This is a genomic window from Bacillus inaquosorum (assembly GCF_023238325.1).
Taxonomy (GTDB): domain Bacteria; phylum Bacillota; class Bacilli; order Bacillales; family Bacillaceae; genus Bacillus; species Bacillus inaquosorum.
In genome coordinates, this window is record NZ_CP096592.1 from 1,465,607 (window position 1) to 1,486,448 (window position 20,842).

22 protein-coding genes and 1 riboswitch are annotated in these 20,842 nt (G+C 46.5%); of the genes, 18 read left to right on the forward strand and 4 right to left on the reverse strand.

The features are described from left to right. Positions 1–11 precede the first annotated feature (11 nt). Positions 12–983: a glycosyltransferase family 2 protein gene (locus M1M80_RS07205; protein WP_060398454.1), complete on the forward strand. Its 972-nt coding sequence runs from the start codon at positions 12–14 to the stop codon at positions 981–983. 499 nt (positions 984–1,482) lie between these two features. Here the strand turns inward: M1M80_RS07205 and htrA are convergent, their stop codons facing one another. Beyond that, a complete protein-coding gene (htrA, locus tag M1M80_RS07210) occupies positions 1,483–2,853 on the reverse strand; it encodes a serine protease HtrA (RefSeq protein ID WP_060398455.1) in 1,371 nt (456 codons plus the stop codon). Between the two features lie 171 nt (positions 2,854–3,024). Here htrA and proG point away from each other — a divergent pair, with 171 nt between their 5' ends. The 10 genes from proG to M1M80_RS07260 all read left to right on the forward strand — a co-directional run bounded on the left by proG (position 3,025) and on the right by M1M80_RS07260 (position 13,402). After that, positions 3,025–3,843, forward strand: coding sequence for a pyrroline-5-carboxylate reductase ProG (gene proG / locus M1M80_RS07215; protein ID WP_060398456.1), 819 nt, complete (start codon positions 3,025–3,027; stop codon positions 3,841–3,843). Positions 3,844–3,970: 127 nt separating this feature from the next. Continuing rightward, on the forward strand, positions 3,971–4,795 hold the full coding sequence (gene dppA / locus M1M80_RS07220; protein WP_060398457.1) for a D-aminopeptidase DppA: 825 nt from the start codon (positions 3,971–3,973) through the stop codon (positions 4,793–4,795). Positions 4,796–4,810: 15 nt separating this feature from the next. Further along, complete coding sequence (gene dppB, locus M1M80_RS07225) at positions 4,811–5,737, forward strand: dipeptide ABC transporter permease DppB (protein ID WP_003239083.1); 927 nt, start codon at positions 4,811–4,813, stop codon at positions 5,735–5,737. A 5-nt stretch (positions 5,738–5,742) separates the two neighbouring features. Then, a complete protein-coding gene (dppC, locus tag M1M80_RS07230; protein WP_003239082.1) occupies positions 5,743–6,705 on the forward strand; it encodes a dipeptide ABC transporter permease DppC in 963 nt (320 codons plus the stop codon). A gap of 4 nt (positions 6,706–6,709) precedes the next feature. Next, positions 6,710–7,717 carry a dipeptide ABC transporter ATP-binding subunit DppD gene (gene dppD / locus M1M80_RS07235; RefSeq protein ID WP_060398458.1) on the forward strand — a complete coding sequence of 336 codons (1,008 nt, stop codon included), beginning with the start codon at positions 6,710–6,712 and terminating at the stop codon, positions 7,715–7,717. Positions 7,718–7,719: 2 nt separating this feature from the next. After that, positions 7,720–9,369, forward strand: a complete 1,650-nt coding sequence (dppE, locus tag M1M80_RS07240; protein WP_080429095.1) for a dipeptide ABC transporter substrate-binding protein DppE — start codon at positions 7,720–7,722, stop codon at positions 9,367–9,369. 87 nt (positions 9,370–9,456) lie between these two features. Further along, entirely contained in the window at positions 9,457–10,416 is a 960-nt protein-coding gene (locus M1M80_RS07245; protein ID WP_060398460.1) for a S66 peptidase family protein, read from the forward strand. Then, positions 10,413–11,513, forward strand: a complete 1,101-nt coding sequence (ykfB, locus tag M1M80_RS07250; RefSeq protein WP_060398461.1) for an L-Ala-D/L-Glu epimerase — start codon at positions 10,413–10,415, stop codon at positions 11,511–11,513. The genes M1M80_RS07245 and ykfB overlap by 4 nt, the downstream gene beginning before the upstream one ends. Continuing rightward, complete coding sequence (gene eepC, locus M1M80_RS07255; protein WP_060398462.1) at positions 11,510–12,400, forward strand: gamma-D-glutamyl-L-lysine dipeptidyl-peptidase; 891 nt, start codon at positions 11,510–11,512, stop codon at positions 12,398–12,400. Before ykfB ends, eepC begins: the two co-directional genes overlap by 4 nt. A gap of 12 nt (positions 12,401–12,412) precedes the next feature. Next, complete coding sequence (locus M1M80_RS07260; RefSeq protein ID WP_003239076.1) at positions 12,413–13,402, forward strand: ABC transporter ATP-binding protein; 990 nt, start codon at positions 12,413–12,415, stop codon at positions 13,400–13,402. Between the two features lie 42 nt (positions 13,403–13,444). Here the strand turns inward: M1M80_RS07260 and pgl are convergent, their stop codons facing one another. Then, positions 13,445–14,494: a 6-phosphogluconolactonase gene (gene pgl / locus M1M80_RS07265; RefSeq protein WP_003239074.1), complete on the reverse strand. Its 1,050-nt coding sequence runs from the start codon at positions 14,492–14,494 to the stop codon at positions 13,445–13,447. An 89-nt stretch (positions 14,495–14,583) separates the two neighbouring features. After that, positions 14,584–15,444: a dimethylarginine dimethylaminohydrolase family protein gene (locus M1M80_RS07270; RefSeq protein ID WP_060398463.1), complete on the reverse strand. Its 861-nt coding sequence runs from the start codon at positions 15,442–15,444 to the stop codon at positions 14,584–14,586. 189 nt (positions 15,445–15,633) lie between these two features. On the opposite strand from M1M80_RS07270, the gene M1M80_RS07275 reads away from it, so the two are divergent. Together M1M80_RS07275 and hmpA are read left to right on the forward strand one after the other, a co-directional pair. Further along, a complete protein-coding gene (locus M1M80_RS07275; protein WP_032732170.1) occupies positions 15,634–16,152 on the forward strand; it encodes an acyl-CoA thioesterase in 519 nt (172 codons plus the stop codon). 247 nt (positions 16,153–16,399) lie between these two features. Beyond that, a complete protein-coding gene (hmpA, locus tag M1M80_RS07280) occupies positions 16,400–17,599 on the forward strand; it encodes an NO-inducible flavohemoprotein (protein ID WP_060398464.1) in 1,200 nt (399 codons plus the stop codon). A 77-nt stretch (positions 17,600–17,676) separates the two neighbouring features. On the opposite strand, the gene M1M80_RS07285 is transcribed toward hmpA, so the two are convergent. Then, positions 17,677–17,907 carry a hypothetical protein gene (locus M1M80_RS07285; protein ID WP_003239069.1) on the reverse strand — a complete coding sequence of 77 codons (231 nt, stop codon included), beginning with the start codon at positions 17,905–17,907 and terminating at the stop codon, positions 17,677–17,679. A gap of 153 nt (positions 17,908–18,060) precedes the next feature. Here M1M80_RS07285 and M1M80_RS07290 point away from each other — a divergent pair, with 153 nt between their 5' ends. From M1M80_RS07290 to ykkD, 5 genes are all read left to right on the forward strand, one after another. After that, the gene (locus M1M80_RS07290; protein WP_060398465.1) at positions 18,061–18,792 is read left to right on the forward strand and encodes a DUF421 domain-containing protein; all 732 of its coding nucleotides are present in this window, start codon (positions 18,061–18,063) and stop codon (positions 18,790–18,792) included. A gap of 91 nt (positions 18,793–18,883) precedes the next feature. Further along, positions 18,884–19,411, forward strand: a complete 528-nt coding sequence (locus M1M80_RS07295) for a DinB family protein (RefSeq protein ID WP_060398466.1) — start codon at positions 18,884–18,886, stop codon at positions 19,409–19,411. After that, positions 19,401–19,916: a GNAT family N-acetyltransferase gene (locus tag M1M80_RS07300; protein ID WP_060398467.1), complete on the forward strand. Its 516-nt coding sequence runs from the start codon at positions 19,401–19,403 to the stop codon at positions 19,914–19,916. The genes M1M80_RS07295 and M1M80_RS07300 overlap by 11 nt, the downstream gene beginning before the upstream one ends. A gap of 33 nt (positions 19,917–19,949) precedes the next feature. Continuing rightward, positions 19,950–20,061: riboswitch (guanidine-I (ykkC/yxkD leader) on the forward strand. 77 nt (positions 20,062–20,138) lie between these two features. Then, the gene (ykkC, locus tag M1M80_RS07305) at positions 20,139–20,477 is read left to right on the forward strand and encodes a multidrug efflux SMR transporter subunit YkkC (RefSeq protein WP_060398468.1); all 339 of its coding nucleotides are present in this window, start codon (positions 20,139–20,141) and stop codon (positions 20,475–20,477) included. Next, a complete protein-coding gene (ykkD, locus tag M1M80_RS07310) occupies positions 20,477–20,794 on the forward strand; it encodes a multidrug efflux SMR transporter subunit YkkD (protein ID WP_003239063.1) in 318 nt (105 codons plus the stop codon). The genes ykkC and ykkD overlap by 1 nt, the downstream gene beginning before the upstream one ends. The last annotated feature ends 48 nt before the right edge of the window (positions 20,795–20,842 follow it).

A 20,842-nucleotide genomic window follows, 5' to 3' on the forward strand; every position in this document is an offset into this window, starting at 1 on the left:
GAGGAAAAAACATGAGCAGACATATTCAATATTCAATTGTTGTACCTGTGTATAACGAAGAGCTTGTCATTCATGAAACCTATCAGCGATTAAAAGAGGTCATGGATCAAACGAAGGAAAACTACGAGCTGCTTTTTGTCAACGATGGGAGCAAAGATCGCAGTATTGAGATTTTAAGAGAGCACAGCCTAATCGACCCGAGAGTGAAAATCATTGATTTTTCAAGGAACTTTGGGCACCAGATCGCTATTACAGCGGGTATGGATTATGCACAGGGGAATGCAATCGTCGTCATTGACGCCGATTTGCAGGACCCTCCTGAATTGATTTTAGAGATGATTGAAAAGTGGAAGGAGGGCTATGAGGTCGTGTACGCCGTGCGAACAAAACGAAAAGGGGAAACCTTTTTCAAGAAACAAACTGCGGCTATGTTTTACCGGCTCCTCAGCAGCATGACAGATATTGATATCCCGATTGATACGGGGGATTTCCGCCTCATGGACAGAAAAGTCTGTGATGAAATGAAGAGATTAAAAGAAAAAAATCCTTTTGTCAGAGGGCTCGTCAGCTGGGTGGGCTTCAAACAGACAGCGGTCGAGTACGTACGTGATGAAAGGCTCGCCGGGGAAACAAAGTACCCGCTGAAGAAAATGCTGAAGCTGTCAATGGATGGCATCACGACATTTTCACACAAACCGCTGAAGCTGGCAAGCTATGCGGGGATGTTGATGTCAGGTGCAGGATTTCTGTATATGTTTATCGTGCTGTATCTAAAGCTATTCACAGACAGCACCATTACCGGCTGGTCATCACTTATTGTGATCCAGCTCCTGTTCAGCGGCATCGTCCTTCTGATTCTAGGGATGATCGGCGAATATATCGGCAGAATCTACGATGAAGCTAAAGACAGGCCGCTTTACATTGTTCAGAAATCATATGGAATTGAAAATAAAAGACTCTATAGAGACCAGCATATGTCATAACCTGAAACCCCTGTCCGTTACGGACAGGGGTTTTTTATATTCTGCGTGAAGATCAAAGTAAAAGATGCTGATAGATTTATGGGAAGAAGGGATTGAGAACTTGCACTGCGGTTCAGGCATGCTGAAATAAAAACGGCAAAGCCTAAAAGCTTTCGTCTTAGGCTTTGCTGCATGTCAGCTGTTATATTGAGGGGCTTTTAAGAAACGCATGATCACAGCCGTACCAGTGATGTTTAATAGAATACTGGCACCCAGTGTAATTTCCCATGCCAATGTCGATTCAGGAAGGAGGAAGCTTAGCACAGAAAAGCTAACCCTGCCCAGATCATGCTCAATCCTACGGTTTTCATGTTTATATCTCTTTCTCAAACATGCATCTGATTAGAATGATGTCAGTCTGAATGATATACAGATGTCTCGGTAGAAAGTTTCATAGAGCAACAGGTCTTTTGTCTAATAAAAAGCCTCAGGCCGCTTTTGCGGCCTGAGGCGTTATTTCTTAAGAAGTGGTTTCTTCTTTTTGATCGAGTTTGATTTTTTTTGTCATTTCTTTGCCGTTTCTGAGAATTTTTACTTCAACGGTATCACCGATGTTTGCGTCTTTATATAAGATATTGCGCAATTCACTGCCTGTATCGATTTCTTTGCCCTTCAGGCTGATGATAATATCCTCCGCTTTCAACCCAGCCTTTTCAGCAGGAGAGCCTGAAGCGACCTCACGGATGTACACGCCCTTATTCAGCTGGCTGCCGAACAGGCCGAGTGTGCCTTCTTGGTAGTTTTGCGGCACTTGTTCTAAATCAAGCATGCTGACACCGATATACGGACGTTCAATTTGCCCTTTAGACAGCAATTCTTCTGCAATCGGTTTTACGTCATTGCTTGGAATTGCAAATCCGATGCCCTCTACATCATCCTCACTGATTTTCATACTGTTAATGCCGACAATTTTGCCGTCTGTATTTAACAATGGACCGCCGCTGTTACCTGGGTTAATCGCGGCGTCAGTTTGAATCACGTTAATGCTTGTTTGACCGGCTGATGTTGACATCGAAACCGTTCTGTCCACGCCGCTTACAATCCCCTGTGTTACTGTGCGGGACAGGTCTTTTCCGAGCGGATCTCCAATCGCAATGACGGTCTCGCCAGTTCTGAGATCAGATGAATCGCCGAAGCTTGCCACTTTTGTTACGTGGTCATCACTGATTTGGAGGACCGCTAAATCTGTTAACGAGTCACTGCCTACAAGCTTTGCTGTCACCACAGTGCCGTCATATAATGATACCTTCAGTGAAGATGCTCCTTCTACAACGTGGTTATTTGTAATGATATAAGCCTTGCCGTTCTCTTTTTTGAAAATGACTCCCGATCCTGAACCGCTTTCTGTATCTTCGCTGGAATCAGAGCTGGAACTGGATGAGTCAGAGCCGAACAAAGAGCTGTTTGACTCAGCCTGAAGATTTGTGATGCCGACAATTGCCGGTGAAAGGTCTTCCACCATATCTGAGATTTTAGAAGAATCTTCGCTTTTGAATGCAGATGAGCTGCTTGAGCTTGATGAGCTTTTGCTAGATTCAGAGGACGTGCTTTTAGCTGTAACAGATTGCGTTTGCTGTTGGCTGGATGACTGTTTTACAGTGTCCTGAGAATCATGGTCGCCAAGCGGTGTAAACGTGTAAATCCCAAGGGCGATACTGCCGCCGATCACTCCGCCAAGCAGCGGTCTGAACCATCCGAACCCTCGTTTTTTCTTCTCCTGATCATGCATGACATTGCGTGCTGAGTAGGAGGTGCTCTGATCGTTCTCTTTCGCTAGAAAGACCTCATTCTCATTTCCTTCCGTTCTGTTTTCGTCACGATTGTTATCCATCATGTTCACTCCGTTTCTCTATTCTCACTAATTTCTATTTGATTATGATAGTTTTATGACTTGAGTTTATCATAAACAAAAACTGTGGGATAAAAATGAAAAGATTATGGGAAATTGTGAAAAAGGGCGGAAAACGGTACACTCTTTATTGTATATGAAAGGACTGAGTCGATGGAACAGATTGGATTGATTGGATATGGCAGCATGGCGGATATGATCGCCAGGCAGCTGTTGAGGCATGGAAAAATAAAGGAGAATGAGCTTTTTATTGAAACGAGAACGAAGGGGGAGCGGCTGAAGGCGCTGATCTCAGATTATCCAAACGTATCGGCTGATTCGCTTGAGAACTGGGCGGAAACGTGCCGTTTGATTTTTATATGTGTCCCGCCGCTCCATGTCATCGAAACATTGCGCCGTCTGCACCCGTATGTGAACAGGAATACTCATATCGTATCCATTGCCGCCGGCGTGCCGCTGCGCCTTTTGGAGGCTGAAACAGAAGCCGGTATATCACGTGTCATTCCTGCCATTACGTCCGAAGCAGAAGCAGGCATCTCGCTTGTCGTTCACAGTGAGGCATTGACAGCGGATAAAAAAGAACGTCTGAATGAATTGTTATCGGTTTTCGGCAGTGTACGAGAAATCAAAGAATCAAAATTGGATGTCGCCAGCAATTTGACGAGCTCGGCACCCGGGTTCATAGCTGCCGTCTTCGAAGAACTGGCGCTGTCTGCGGTGAGAAACAGCAGCCTGTCCAAAGAAGAGGCCTTTGATTTTCTGATTCACTCTCTATACGGAACTGGCAAGCTGCTGATCGAAAAGAATATGTCTTTCGAGGAAACGCTGGGGCGTGTCGCAACGAAAGGCGGAATTACAGGGGAGGGTGCTGAGGTCATACGCGCCTCAGTGCCGGAAGTTTTTGATCAGGTGTTTGAAAGAACCCTGAAAAAATATAAGCTGCTTACAGAACAGACAGAGAAACAGAAATGAATCCTTGAAAGAGGATTCTTTTTTATCATTGAATCGTTGTGATTTTCCCCAGTTATATTGCATTTTTCCTCTTTTTTTAATATAATTTGTTAGAATATTCATAATTTATTAAAAAAGGAGGAGCGTTATGAAACTGTACATGTCAGTAGATATGGAAGGTATTTCGGGTCTTCCGGACGATACCTTTGTTGATTCCGGCAAGCGCAATTATGAACGCGGACGGCTCATCATGACTGAAGAAGCAAACTACTGTATTGCCGAAGCGTTTAACAGCGGGTGTACTGAGGTGCTGGTCAATGACAGCCATTCGAAGATGAATAATCTGATGGTTGAAAAGCTTCACCCTGAAGCAGACTTGATTTCCGGTGACGTCAAACCATTTTCAATGGTAGAGGGGCTGGATGATACGTTTACAGGCGCTTTGTTTCTCGGTTATCATGCGAGAGCTTCCACTCCCGGTGTGATGTCACACAGCATGATTTTCGGCGTCCGTCATTTTTACATAAACGATCGGCCTGTCGGTGAGCTTGGGTTAAATGCATACGTTGCCGGTTATTATGATGTCCCGGTGTTAATGGTAGCCGGAGATGACCGGGCGGCGAAGGAAGCGGAAGAGCTCATTCCGAATATTACGACAGCCGCTGTCAAACAAACCATTTCAAGATCCGCAGTGAAGTGTTTGTCTCCTGCGAAAGCCGGCCGGCTGCTGACAGAAAAAACCGCATTTGCCCTGCAAAACAAAGACAAAGTCAAACCGCTCACACCGCCGGACAGACCGGTTTTGAGCATTGAATTCGCCAATTACGGACAGGCAGAATGGGCGAATCTGATGCCGGGAACTGAACTCAAGCCGGGAACCACAACCGTTCAATTTCAGGCGAAGGACATGCTTGAAGCCTATCAGGCGATGCTTGTCATGACTGAGCTTGCGATGCGGACATCATTCTGCTAAAGGGGTGTTGAGGCTTTGGCGCGATACATGATGAAGCGTTTTTGGGCAATGGCAGCTACGATTTTAGTGATTACCACCCTGACTTTTGTTCTCATGAAGGTCATTCCCGGATCTCCTTTTAACGAGGAGCGAGGCACAAATGAAGCCGTTCAAAAAAATCTCGAAGCCTACTATCACTTAGACGATCCTCTCATTTTCCAATACATCATCTACCTAAAATCCATCATTACATTCGATTTCGGACCTTCAATTAAAAAACCGTCAGACAGCGTAAATGATATGCTGGAACGCGGATTTCCCGTTTCCTTTGAGCTTGGAATGACAGCGATTGTCATTGCTGTGATCTCCGGGCTCGTGCTGGGCGTAATCGCTGCGCTCCGCCGCAATGGCTTTTTGGACTACGCCGCGATGAGTTTGGCGGTACTCGGCATCTCCATCCCGAATTTTATTCTGGCAACATTGCTCATTCAGCAATTTGCTGTCAATCTCAAACTATTTCCCGCTGCCACATGGACGAGTCCGATCCACATGGTGCTTCCGACCGCAGCGCTTGCAGTAGGGCCAATGGCAATTATCGCCAGGCTGACGCGGTCAAGCATGGTCGAAGTCCTGACGCAGGATTATATCCGCACAGCAAAAGCAAAAGGGCTTTCTCCGTTCAAAATTATCGTAAAACACGCACTCAGAAATGCACTTATGCCCGTCATTACCGTTCTGGGCACACTCGTTGCCAGCATCTTAACAGGAAGCTTTGTTATTGAAAAAATCTTTGCCATTCCAGGAATGGGAAAATATTTTGTTGAAAGCATTAATCAGCGGGACTATCCCGTGATTATGGGAACGACCGTTTTTTACAGCGTCATTCTGATCATCATGCTGTTTTTGGTCGACTTGGCCTACGGTCTGCTGGACCCGCGCATTAAACTGCATAAGAAAGGGTGAAGCGTGTGAATCTCCCTGTACAAACAGATGAACGCCAGCCAGAGCAGCACATTCAGGTGCCGGATGAATGGTTTGTCTCCAATCAGGAAAAAAATCGAGAAGCCGATTCGGTCAAGCGGCCGAGTTTGTCATACACGCAGGATGCTTGGAGGAGGCTGAAGAAAAATAAATTAGCGATGGCTGGACTTTTTATTCTTTTATTTCTTTTTGTCATGGCAGTTATCGGGCCCTTTTTATCACCCCATAGTGTCGCGCGCCAATCGCTGACCGAACAAAATCTCCCGCCCTCAGCCGATCATTGGTTCGGCACCGATGAGCTCGGCCGGGATGTGTTTACCCGAACATGGTATGGAGCGAGGATTTCGTTATTTGTCGGAGTGATGGCAGCGCTGATTGATTTTGTGATCGGTGTCATTTACGGGGGCGTTGCCGGCTATAAAGGCGGCAGGACTGACAGTATCATGATGCGGATTATCGAAGTGCTGTACGGGCTGCCGTATCTGCTCGTTGTCATTTTGCTGATGGTGCTGATGGGGCCGGGGCTGGGCACTATTATTGTGGCGCTGACTGTAACCGGATGGGTCGGCATGGCGAGAATTGTTAGAGGCCAGGTGCTTCAAATTAAAAATTATGAATATGTACTCGCCTCGAAAACCTTTGGTGCGAAAACCTTTCGCATCATCCGGAAGAATCTGCTGCCGAATACAATGGGAGCGATTATCGTACAAATGACATTAACCGTACCTGCCGCTATATTCGCAGAATCATTTTTAAGCTTTCTCGGCCTCGGCATACAGGCTCCGTTTGCCAGTTGGGGTGTGATGGCGAATGACGGTCTGCCTACGATTTTGTCTGGGCATTGGTGGCGCCTGTTTTTTCCGGCCTTTTTCATCTCCTTAACGATGTATGCGTTTAACGTACTGGGGGACGGATTGCAGGATGCGCTCGACCCTAAGCTGAGGAGGTAGCTGTATGGAAAAAGTTCTGTCAGTCAAAAATCTGCACGTTTCGTTTACGACTTACGGCGGGACGGTTCAGGCGGTCAGAGGGGTGAGCTTTGATTTGTATCAAGGTGAAACCTTTGCAATCGTCGGCGAATCAGGCTGCGGCAAAAGCGTTACCTCCCAAAGCATTATGGGACTGCTTCCGCCTTATTCGGCGAAGGTGACAGACGGCAGCATTTTATTTAAAAACAAAGATCTTTGCCGCCTCTCTGACAAAGCAATGAGAAGCATAAGGGGAGCCGACATTTCTATGATTTTTCAAGACCCGATGACGGCGTTAAACCCGACGCTGACTGTCGGAGACCAGCTGGGGGAAGCGCTCCTGCGCCACAAAAAAATGAGCAAAAAGGCGGTACGGGAAGAGGTGCTTTCTATGCTGTCATTGGTCGGCATTCCCGATCCCAAAGAGCGCCTGAAGCAGTATCCCCACCAATTTAGCGGCGGCATGAGACAGCGGATTGTCATTGCAATGGCGCTGATTTGCGAGCCAGACATCTTAATCGCAGATGAACCGACCACTGCCCTTGACGTGACCATTCAGGCGCAGATTTTGGAGCTGTTTAAAGAGATTCAGAGAAAAACCAATGTGTCTGTCATTCTGATTACACATGATTTAGGGGTCGTTGCCCAGGTTGCTGACAGAGTCGCAGTCATGTATGCCGGAAAAATAGCGGAAATCGGCACGAGAAAAGATATTTTTTATCAGCCGCAGCATCCATACACAAAAGGGCTGCTGAACTCTGTCCCGCGGCTGGATTTGGATGGCACGGAGCTGATTCCGATCGACGGAACGCCGCCGGATTTATTTTCACCTCCGCCAGGCTGCCCATTTGCCGCCCGCTGTCCGAACAGGATGATCGTATGTGACAGGGTATACCCGGGCCAGACCATCAGATCTGACACGCACACTGTCAACTGCTGGCTGCAGGATCAGCGGGCCGAGCATGCGGTGCTGTCCGGAGATGCGAAGGATTGAACATGAAAAGGGGGAAGAGGATGAAACGAGTGAAAAAGCTATGGGGGATGAGCCTTGCATTAGGACTCTCGCTTGCGCTGATGGGATGTACAGCAAACGAACAGGCAGGAAAAGAAAGCGGAAATGATAAGGCAAAAACAAGCGGAGAAAAGGTGCTGTATGTAAATAACGAAAATGAACCGACTTCGTTCGATCCGCCTATCGGTTTTAATAATGTGTCGTGGCAGCCGCTAAATAACATCATGGAGGGGCTGACGCGTCTTGGAAAAGAGAATGAGCCTGAACCGGCAATGGCGGAAAAGTGGTCTGTATCAAAAGATAAAAAAACCTACACATTTACGATACGGGAAAATGCGAAATGGACAAATGGAGATCCGGTAACTGCCGGAGACTTTGAATACGCGTGGAAACGGATGCTTGACCCGAAAAAAGGCGCTTCATCCGCGTTTCTCGGCTATTTTATTGAAGGCGGCGAAGCGTATAACAGCGGAAAAGGGAAGAAAGACGATGTGAAGGTGACGGCAAAGGATGATCGAACCCTTGAAGTAACGCTTGAAGCACCGCAAAAATATTTTCTGAGCGTCGTGTCCAATCCGGCTTATTTTCCGGTAAACGAAAAGGTCGATAAAGAAAATCCAAAATGGTTTGCTGAGGCGGATACATTTGTCGGGAACGGTCCGTTTAAGCTGACGGAATGGAAGCATGATGACAGCATCACAATGGAGAAAAGCGATACGTATTGGGATAAAGATACCGTGAAGCTAGATAAGGTGAAATGGGCGATGGTCAGTGACAGAAATACAGATTACCAGATGTTTCAGTCTGGGGAACTGGACACCGCTTATGTCCCTGCTGAATTAAGCGATCAGCTGCTGGATCAGGATAACGTCAGTATTGTTGACCAGGCGGGCCTGTATTTCTACCGGTTTAATGTAAACATGGAGCCGTTCCAAAATGAAAACATCAGAAAAGCCTTTGCGATGGCTGTGGATCAAAAGGAAATTGTAAAGTACGTCACGAAAAACAATGAAAAACCGGCGCGTGCCTTTGTATCGCCCGGATTTACGCAGCCTGACGGCAAGGATTTCCGTGAAGCGGGCGGAGACCTAATCACGCCAAATGAAAGCAAAGCGAAGCAGCTGCTGGAAAAGGGCATGAAGGAAGAAAACTACGATAAGCTTCCTGCGATTACCCTTACTTACAGCACAAAGCCGGAGCATAAAAAGATTGCCGAGGCTATCCAGCAAAAATTAAAAAATACCCTTGGGGTCGACGTGAAGCTGGCCAATATGGAATGGAACGTATTTTTAGAGGATCAAAAAGCCCTGAAATTCCAATTCTCTCAAAGCTCATTTTTGCCTGACTACGCGGACCCTATCAGTTTTCTCGAAGCCTTCCAAACAGGAAATTCGATGAACCGCACAGGCTGGGCCAATAAAGAATACGATCAGCTGATCAAGCAGGCGAAACATGAAGCCGATGAAAAAACGCGTTTCTCCCTGATGCATCAAGCGGAAAAGCTATTGATCAATGAAGCCCCGATCATCCCGGTTTATTTCTATAACCAGGTCAACCTGCAAAACGAAAATGTGAAGGGAATTGTCCGGCATCCTGTCGGCTATATCGATTTAAAGTGGGCAGATAAAAACTAACAACGGCGATTAAGAAAATACTGCTTCTTTATGCGAAGGAGCGGTATTTTTTCTCTTTCCTGCACGTATACGTAGGGTGCAGAGCAAATGAAAGGAGTGATTCAGTTGAATCACAAGCCGAAAGCGCTGAAAAAGGGTGATACAGTCGGAGTAATCGCGCCCGCAAGCCCGCCGAATCCAAAAAAGCTTGAAACCGCGCTTTTATTTTTAGAAGAGCTCGGTCTTCAGGTGAAACTGGGCAAGGCACTGAAAAACCAGCACGGCTATTTAGCGGGACAGGATGATGAGCGGCTGGCTGATCTCCATGAGATGTTCAGAGACGAGGAGGTAAAAGCGGTGCTGTGCGCATGCGGGGGTTTTGGAACAGGACGTATCGCCGCCGGCATTGATTTCAGCTTAATCCGCAAACATCCCAAAATCTTCTGGGGATACAGCGATATTACGTTTTTACATACAGCCATCCATCAAAACACAGGCCTTATCACCTTCCATGGCCCGATGCTCAGCTCAGATATTGGCCTCGACGACGTCCACCCGCTGACAAAAGCGTCGTATGAGCAGCTTTTCCAAGAGACGGCATTCACCTATACAGAAGAGCTTTCTCCGCTGACGGTACTTGTTCCCGGAAAAGCGGAAGGCGAGCTTGTCGGGGGGAATCTGTCTTTGCTGACGTCTGCACTGGGCACGCCGTTTGAAATTGATACGAGAGGAAAGCTTCTGTTTATTGAAGATATTGACGAGGAGCCATATCAAATCGACCGGATGCTGAATCAGCTAAAGATGGCAGGAAAGCTGACGGACGCCGCCGGCATTCTTGTTTGTGATTTTCATAACTGTGTCCCGGTGAAGAGGGAGAAGTCCCTCTCACTTGAGCAAGTGCTCGAAGACTATATTGTATCGGCGGGCAAGCCTGCTCTGAGAGGATTTAAAATCGGCCACTGCTCACCGAGTTTCGCCGTTCCGATCGGTGTGCAAGCTGCAATGAATACAGCACAAAAAACTGTCGTCATCGAGGCGGGCGTTTCAGAAGGAGCGCTGAAGACATGAAAATCAATCGAATAGAAACAAGCCGAATCGCCGTTCCGCTCATAAAGCCGTTTAAAACCGCGCTTCGCACTGTGTATACGGCTGAATCTGTCATTGTAAGGATCACTTATGACAGCGGCGCGATCGCATGGGGGGAAGCGCCTCCGACGATGGTGATTACAGGAGACAGCATGGATAGCATTGAAAGTGCAATTCACAATGTCTTGAAGCCGGCACTGCTTGGAAAAAGCCTGTCCGGCTGTGAGGCCATTTTGCATGACATACAGCATCTCCTTACAGGAAACCAGAGCGCTAAGGCGGCTGTGGAAATGGCGGTATACGACGGCTGGGCGCAGATGTGCGGATTGCCGCTTTACCAAATGCTCGGCGGATACCGAGATACGCTGGAAACGGATTATACCGTCAGTGTCAACTCACCTGAAGAGATGGCAGCAGATGCCGGGAATTATCTCAAACAAGGCTTTCAAACGCTGAAAATAAAGGTCGGCAAAGATGATATCGCAACAGATATCGCCCGTATCCAGGAAATCAGAAAACGTGTCGGGCCCGGCGTAAAACTTCGTTTAGACGCCAATCAGGGGTGGACGCCGAAGGAAGCAGTAACAGCGATTCGGAAAATGGAGGATATCGGTCTTGGGATTGAGCTTGTCGAGCAGCCTGTCCATAAAGATGACCTCGCTGGGCTTAAAAAGGTAACAGATGCGACAGACACGCCGATTATGGCCGATGAAAGTGTTTTTACGCCGCGGCAGGCATTCGAAGTTCTTCAAACCAGGAGCGCTGACTTGATCAATATTAAATTGATGAAAGCGGGCGGCATCAGCGGAGCGGAGAAAATTAATGCCATGGCTGAGGCGTGCGGGGTGGAGTGCATGGTCGGCAGCATGATCGAAACAAAGCTGGGCATTACGGCCGCGGCACATTTCGCGGCAAGCAAAAAAAACATCACACGCTTTGATTTTGACGCGCCGCTGATGCTGAAAACAGATGTAATCAAAGGCGGCATAACATACAGCGGCAGCACGATTGCGATGCCTGACAGACCAGGTCTCGGAATCACCGGAGCTGCACATTTGAAAGGGGAAATAGAGCAATGATGCACACTGTCATATCAGCTGTGGCCAACATCTGGACATCGCCTGATTCTCCGCGTCCATCAGATCAAGTGATGATCCGTCCGACCGTATTGATCAGAGATTGGCTGGAGCGCATGACATATGATGAGCGGCTTGGATTATGTACAGACAATGTGATCCAAACTCAGGTTCTCTTTGGCGAAAAGGTACTGGTGACGGCGGAACAGGGTGAATGGGTTTCTGTGATCGTGCCGAGCCAGTCATCCCGAAAGGATCCACGCGGATATCCGGGCTGGATGAAAAAGAACCAACTGAAAAAAACAGATCCGATCCATACACAAAACAATGTCATGATTAGCAAACCTGCTGCCTTTTTGTACAAAAGCAATGGAGAAAAGGAGATCGAATTGAGCTTTTTGACTGTCCTGCCCTTCATTGCAGAAGAAAACGGATATTTTAAAGTTTCAACCGCTTTTGGGGAAAGGTTTGTGAAGCTGACTGATGCAGTGCCTGTCCGCGAACAGAAAGGAACCGCTGAAGACATCATTCAAACGGGGGCGGTTTTTCTTGGACTTCCCTACCTCTGGGGAGGGATCAGCGGGTTTGGGTTCGATTGCTCAGGGTTTATGTACAGTATATTTAAGGCCAATGGATACTGTATCCCCCGTGATGCTGGAGATCAGGCAAAGGCGGGGGAGGATGTCCCGCTAGATAATATGAAAGCCGGTGATCTGCTGTTTTTTGCTTATGAAGAAGGAAAAGGAGCGATTCATCACGTCGGTTTGTATGTAGGCGGCGGGAAAATGCTTCATTCTCCAAAGACAGGGAAATCAATCGAAATCCTTACATTAAAAGAGACCATCTATGAAAAAGAACGATGTGCGGTGCGCCGCTGTTTTTCAGAATAAGGAGGGAGACAAATGACGCCACTGCCTTTGTTAGAGGTCAGCCAGCTGAAAATGCATTTTGACGCAGGGAAAAAGCGGACAGTCAAAGCCGTCGACGGGGTCACCTTTCAGATTCATGAAGGAGAAACGTTCGGGCTAGTCGGTGAATCAGGGTGCGGGAAATCAACCTTGGGGAGAGTGCTGATGCGCCTTTATCAGCCGACAGATGGAAGTGTGACATACCGCGGCACAAATCTTCACGCACTGAGTGAAAAAGAGCAGTTTGCCTTCAACCGCAAGCTGCAGATGATTTTTCAGGATCCTTATGCTTCACTTAACCCGCGCATGACCGTTCGAGAAATTATTTTGGAGCCGATGGAAATTCACAATCTATATAATACCCATAAAGCGCGGCTTCTCGTTGTGGACGAGCTGCTTGAGGCAGTGGGGCTTCATCCCGATTTTGGCAGCCGTTATCCCCATGAATTCAGCGGCGGACAAAGACAGAGGATTGGGATTGCAAGAGCACTGTCGCTGAATCCTGAATTTATCGTGGCAGACGAACCGATTTCTGCACTTGATGTCTCGGTTCAGGCACAGGTGGTCAACCTGCTGAAGCGGCTTCAAAAAGAGAAAGGACTCACGTTTTTATTTATTGCCCATGATCTTTCGATGGTGAAGCATATCAGTGACAGGATCGGTGTCATGTACTTAGGGCACATGATGGAAATTACAGAGAGCGGAACACTGTATCGTGAACCGCTGCACCCCTATACAAAGGCGCTTTTGTCCTCGATTCCGATTCCAGATCCTGAATTGGAGGACAAGCGTGAGCGTATCCTTTTAAAAGGGGAACTGCCGAGCCCGGTCAATCCGCCGAGCGGCTGCGTGTTTCGGACCCGCTGTCCGGAGGCAATGCCTGAATGCGGGGAATCCCGTCCCCAGCTTCAAGAAATCGAAGCCGGCCGATTTGTCGCTTGCCATTTGTATCGAAATGCTGAGACGAAAGAAAAGGTGAGATAAAAGCAAGAGTGGCTCTGTTTTTTGCAGAGCCACTCTTTGCTTTTATGATTGATGTAAAAATTTCACGCAAACCGGGTAAGGGACAGAAACAGTTGATGGAAGCACTGTCAATCGGCCGGTTTCTTTGTCTCTTTCAAACAGCACAAGGTTGCCTGTTTCTTCATTTGATGCAACAAGGAACGCTTCCGTTGGATCAAATACAAAGTCACGAGGCCAGTTGCCTTCTGTTGAGACTCTTTCCACGAAAGCCAGCTCGCCCGAATATTGATTCACTTCAAATACAGCGATACTGTCATGGCCGCGGTTTGCGACGTAAACAAAACGGCCGTCCTGTGTGACATGAATGGCACTTCCCTGGCTGTTATCTGTAAAATCATCAGGGATGGCAGAGACGACATGGATTTCTCGGAATTCGCCGGCAGTCGGATTGTATTCAAGCGCAATCACTTCATTGCTTAATTCTGTCATCACATAAGCGTATTTTTCTTTCGGATGAAAAGCAATATGACGAGGTCCTGCGCCGGGAGCGAAAGAATGGGTTCCGGATTCAGTCAATACGCCGTCTTTCAGCTTATAGGTGTAAAGCTTATCTGTTCCTAAATCAACCGCTACGACATAGTTGTGTTCAGGTGTGAATCCCGCGTAGTGTGTATGCGGCTTTTCCTGTCTTTCGTGCGGCCCTTTTCCTGTGTGGGCAGCTTCTGCAGCAGGAGCTTGTAAACTTCCGTCGCCTTGGACAGGAAAAGCGTGTACCTTTCCGCTGTGATAATTGGCAGTCAATACGAATTGATTTTGATCATCGACGCTTACGTGGCATGGTGATGGGCCGTCAATTAACTGATGATTCAGAAATGTTAATTCACCGCTGTTTTTATCGATTTGATAGGCAGCAACTCCGCCTTGGCCGTCTGCTTTTTCAATTGAATAAAGAATGGTGTTGTCTTTATTCGGCGTCACATATGTCGGATTGCCCAGCTTAGCGGCAAGCTTTGGCTCGCTGAGTGTTTTTTTCTCAGTATCAAGCTCAAATGAATAAATCCCTTCGCTTCCGCCTTTTGTATATGTTCCGACATATCCTATGTACTTTGTCATGCGATTTCCCCCTTAAAAATGATGTCACCTTTATATTAACGTATCTTGATAAAATAAGCTGTTCAAAACATGAAAAAGGGGAATATTCTTCATTCACCGCGAATCAGCGGCATCGTACAGCATCTGAAGGAGCCGCCTGATTTAATAATTTCTGACAGGTCGATTTCGATGATGTGATAGCCTCTTTTCGATAACTGTTGATTGACATGGCGGTTGCAAGGGAGGCTGATGATCGTTTTTCTCCCGATAGAAAGAACGTTGGTGCCGAGCGTAAATTGTTCGTCCTCGGGCACCTCAATGAGATCATAACGTTTTGCCAGCATTTCAACTTCCTCTGGCTCAAGGGCTTTAGGATAAATTAGTGCTTCGCTTTCAGATACGATGTTAAATACGCAGTCCAAATGCAAAAATTTTTCATGCAGCTGTACTGGAATGACCGTATATTCAGGAAGCGCCTCTTCCAGCTGGCCGATGGCTGACATGTCCGTGCGCTGGCTGATTCCGACGTAGACTGTATCACCATCGATGATGACGTCACCGCCTTCAATGCTTGTATCAAGCATACATGTGTAAGAAATGCCTTGACTGTGAAAAAACTCTTTTATGACGGCTTCTTCCCCTTGGCGAATCGGTTCAGTCATGCTCGAGAGGAAGGCTTTTTCTCCGATGACAAACCCTATGTCCCGGGTGAAGACCTGCTCGGGGAGTCCGTCGCGGACGGGCAAAAGGATGACCTCAATGTTGTGTGACCTGAGTGCTTCAACCAAGCGGCTGTGCTGGTCGGTGGCGGTTTTGACATGAATATTGTCATTTTCAAAATGTTTTTGTGTTTCGTTTATGACATCTTTTATGGTCATATGCTCCGGTCTGCATAAAATCACTTTCTGAAGTGTGCCGTATTCTGTTTGGCATACCGTTTTGTGCTGGTGTTTCGGGATGGATACGTCCATTTGTTTCTCCTCCTGACCGTGTGAAGAATACATTTATTATTCCCTCATCATGAAAATCATTAAACGTTTTGGAAAGAAAACCTGACAGACAAACCATTTTAAATTTTAGACAAATAGCAGAGAATATTGTTTAATAGGAGAATATGAGTGCATTTAGCTAAAAGATCAGACATCAAAGGGGAGAAAGGTATGGAAACACCGGAAACAAAATTTTGTAAAGAGTCAAAGGTTGTAAAAACCAGCAGGGTGTTCCCGCTTGATACAAACAACCATAATACGCTGTTTGGCGGAAAATTAATGAGCTACATCGACGATATTGCCTCTATTTCCGCTGCGCGCCATTGCAGACGGGAAACAGTAACAGCTTCGATGGACTCTGTAGATTTTCTGAAGCCGATCGGGCAAAAGGATTCTGTCTGCCTGGAGTCATATGTGACATGGGTCGGCACATCTTCCATGGAGGTGTTTGTAAAAGTCATTAAGGAGCATCTAATGACTGGCGAACGTGAACTTGCCGCGACATCCTTTTTGACATTTGTCGCATTAGATTCAAATGGCAAGCCGGTGCCTGTACCGAGAGTTGTACCGGAAACAGAAGAAGAAATCATGCTGCACAATACAGCAGTTCAGCGAGCTAATGAACGGAAGAACCGCAAAAAACACAGCCAGGCGCTTGCAAATGCGCTCGGAACTGATAAGCCTTGGTAATCGTTAAACCCAAAACATGATGTTGTTTTGGGTTTTTTTGTGCTGTTCATCTTTCCAATGGTGATAATTACAGCGGTTAGTCCGTTTTTGCTAGGGGATTCTATAAAAAAGCAACATTTGTCACGTTAAATTGATAATTTTGTGACAATTTTATTAAAGATTCATTTTGAATATATCTTTTGTTCGTGACATCATGTATTTTAAAGATATATTTTAAATACATCTTTTTGAAAGGATTGTTTAAACGATGTTAGATAATAAAACAATCGAAATTATTAAAAGCACTGTACCCGTATTACAACAGTATGGAGAAGCGATCACTGGCCGTTTTTACGATCTGATGTTCCAAGATCATCCAGAACTTTTGAACATTTTTAATCAAACAAACCAAAAGAAAAAAACACAGCGCACTGCACTTGCAAATGCCGTTATTGCAGCTGCGGCAAATATTGATCAGCTCGGAAATATCATTCCGGTCGTGAAACAAATCGGCCACAAGCACCGCTCTATCGGAATTAAGGCTGAACATTATCCGATCGTCGGCAAATATTTGCTGATTGCGATTAAAGATGTTCTGGGAGATGCTGCGACACCTGATATTATGGAGGCATGGGAGAAAGCGTACGGAGTAATCGCTGACGCGTTCATCGGAATTGAAAAAGAAATGTATGAGGAGGCGGAGCAGCAAGCTGGCGGCTGGAAGGAGTATAAGCCGTTCGTCATCGCGAAAAAAGAGCAGGAAAGCAAAGAAATTACATCCTTCTATTTGAAGCCGGAAGACGGCAAGCCGTTACCTGAATTTCAAGCAGGGCAGTATATCAGCATCAAAGTACGGATTCCTGACTCTGAATATACGCATATTCGTCAATACAGCCTGTCTGATATGCCGGGAAAAGACTATTATCGAATCTCAGTGAAGAAAGACGGTGCCGTATCTTCCTATTTACACGATGAGCTGCATGAGGGAGATTCAATAGAGATCAGCGCACCGGCAGGAGACTTTGTTTTAGATCCTTCATCACAAAAAGATCTCGTTCTGATCAGTGCCGGAGTTGGCATTACACCAATGATCAGCATGCTGAAAACGTCTGTTTCCAAGCAGCCTGAACGGCAGATTCTGTTCATTCATGCCGCGAAAAACAGTGAATATCACGCATTGCGTCATGAGGTAGAAGAAGCGGCAAACCATTCTTCTGTCAAGACAGCATTTGTGTATCGTGAGCCAACAGAGGAAGACCGTGCAGGTGATCTTCAATTTCACGAAGGACAAATTGATCAGCAGTTCCTCAAAAAACTGATTGCCAATACAGATGCGGATTATTATATTTGCGGTTCACCGTCATTTATTACGGCAATGCATAAACTTGTATCAGAACTTGGATCAGCGCCAGAGTCTATCCATTACGAGCTGTTCGGCCCGCAACTAAGTTTGGCACAGTCCGTTTGAACACATACATGAAACTCTTCTCCTTTCTGAGAAGAGTTTTTTTATTGAGATAGAAGAAGGCGGACAAGCGCCTGCTTCTACATCCGGACAATCACTGATCCGCCGCCGCTGCTTGTGCATACACGGTTTTGCTGTTCTTGCATCGTTCTCAGCAATTCATTGTTTACCTCAATCGCTCTGATTAGCTGCTCCATTCTTAGCTCTAAACCGGCTAGCCTGTCGATTGTCTGCTGCTGCTGATAGCCCGCGGAATGAGGAGCCGATGGAAGATCATAGGGCCAATGGGTATTCGTCTTCTGATACTTCATATTGTGCCTCCAATCTATGTTGCTTTCTATTATGATATGTGCCAAAGAAGTGCACGTTCGCCTATTTAACACTGAATAAAAGGGTTATGCATAGCGGCTCTGCCTCAGGGCAAAATAGGCTCAATATGACTAGCGTGATGGAGGTAAAGACCGGTGTTGTGGATCGTATGGGCATTTTTACTGAAGCCAGTTATCGTATTTTCGATTGCGTATATTCTGTTTCGGCTTGCCGGTAAAAAAGCCGTATCACAAATGAACAATTTTGATCTGCTTTTGACCTTCGCAATCGGAACCATTATCAGTGAGCCGATTCTTACATCCAGGCTGCCGATGTCGATTTATTACGCGGGCACTTTTTTAGTGCTTTATCTTCTGATGAGCAAGCTTGCTCTTTCTAATAAATGGCGATGGCTGCTGGTCGTAAGCCCGACTGTCTTAATCAGAAACGGGGATATTGATGAACGCGGACTGCGTAAAGAAAGGCTGACTGTTAATGAACTGCTCGGAAAGCTAAGGGAAAAGGGCTATGCCGATCCGGCTGACATTGATCTTGCCATCATTGAAGAAACGGGAGAAGTGAGCGTCATTCCAAAAGAGGAAGCGAGAGCGGTGCAAGTGCGGGATTTGAATATGAAAGCTGAACGGAATTTTATCCCGATCCCCCTCATACTGGACGGTGAAATCCTTGATCATAATTTGAAGTACCTCCAAAAAAATCGAGCCTGGCTGTTTGAGAAGCTTGAGGAAAAAGGATACAGCTCCAAACTGCTGTCCTCGATCACACTTGGCACGATGAATGACCGCGGCGATATATCGCTTGATTTGAATACTTCAAACGAACCGCGGCATGATCCGTATTTATATAAACCGGGAAATAACAATTAAGATTGCTCTCTATTTTTAACGAGAGCTTTTTTCTTTTTTAAAGGGAATTTTTGTTTGGCGTCAAATGTACCTAGTTAGGAGGGGAACAAACATGAAGGACTTATTCATTAGAAACGACATGGCGCCGACGGTCAGTCTGCTGTATTCCGCAGTGGAAGAAAACACTCTCCGTCTGGCTTCTATCGTAAGCCGCATGACACACAGTGAACTGTATTATAGGGGGCGCTGCCAAACAAAAAACAGCACGGCTCAGCTTTTGCACCATATCGCAAATGTTGACATCAGATGGGTCTGGCGTATCAAGGAAAACCGGATACCGGATCATATTGAACAGGCATACGGCCCGATGACAGATGAAAACGGACGGCTCCCTGAACCGGAGAACCAGCCCGGTTTAGATTTACTCCTGAAAAGACACCAGCATGTGGTAAACGAGCTGAAATCGATATGTTTCACCTTAACTGAAGATGATTTGCACAAGCCGCTTTCTTACGATAATGACACCGCGACTGTAAGGTGGGGCATTTGGCACATGGCGGATCATAACCGCTATCATCAAGCACATATTGAAGCCCTCAAAAAAGAATGGAAGCAGGATTTGGCGGAATATGAGCGCTAAAACGAAGCTTGTGACCGATCGCATTCGTTTGCGCTGTATGGAAGATCGGGATCATGCTTCTTTGCTCGAGCTTTTTAACGATCCTGACGTCATGAAATTTTATTCCGGTTTAAAAGATAAAAGGCAAACCCGCGAGTGGATCAATTGGAACAAAAGAAATGAAAAAGGGTACGGCGTCAGTCTGTGGATCGCCGAAGACATACGGACAGGGGATTTTTTGGGGCAATGCGGCATCGTGCCCCAGCAGATCGAAAATCAGACAGTAATGGAAATCGGCTATATGTTTGCACGCCGCCACTGGGGGAACGGCTATGCGAAAGAAGCGGCTCGAGCCTGCCTGGACTACGGCTTCAACGAGCGGCAGTTCGGCAAAATGGCGGCTATGATTGACCCGGATAACAAAGCGTCCATACGGGTAGCGGAGAAAATCGGCATGCTATACAGCAGAACGATCAGAAAGTGGAATAAACCAATCGCGGTATATGAAAGAAAATCTTACATTTGAAAGAAAGTGTGAAGTTGTAGTATCATAGTGTCAGGTAAAGTTTTCTAGGGTTCCGCATGTCAATGGACATGGACTGGTCCGAGAGAAAACACATACGCGTAAATAGAAGCGCGTATGCACACGGAGGGAAAAAAGCCCGGGAGAGTCAATCTCATGAGAGACGACTGTCCGGGGTTTTTTTGTTTTCGGAGAATCTTACTGGAAAGAAAGGAATGACTTGTAATGAAATGGGGATTAGTCCTGCTTGCCGCCGTTTTCGAGGTTGTTTGGGTGGTAGGCTTAAAGCATGCTGACTCAGCTTTAACATGGAGCGGCACAGCCGTCGGCATCATAGTCAGCTTTTATCTTTTAATGAAGGCGACAAACAGTCTGCCTGTCGGAACCGTGTATGCCGTCTTTACCGGACTCGGAACAGCTGGAACAGTGCTGAGTGAAATCATTCTGTTTCATGAGCCGATCGGATGGCCAAAGCTTTTGTTAATCGGCGTGCTCTTAATCGGTGTAATCGGATTGAAGCTTGTGACACAGGATGAGACAGACGAAAAAGGAGGCGAGGCATAATGCTGCACTGGATCAGTTTATTGTGCGCGGGCTGTTTGGAGATGGCCGGCGTGGCCCTTATGAATCAATATGCGAAAGAAAAAAACGTGAAATGGGTGCTGTTGATCATTGTTGGTTTTGCCGCATCATTTTCCTTGCTGTCGTATGCAATGGAAACCATTCCGATGGGTACCGCTTATGCTGTCTGGACTGGCATTGGCACCGCCGGCGGAGCGCTTGTCGGCATCCTCTTTTACAAGGAGCCGAAAGACGCCAAACGGATCTTCTTTATCGCTTTGATTTTATGCTCAGCCGTTGGTTTAAAAATTCTGTCATAAATTGATTTTTATCAAATCTTCAGTATAATGGATAAATAGTTTAGACTT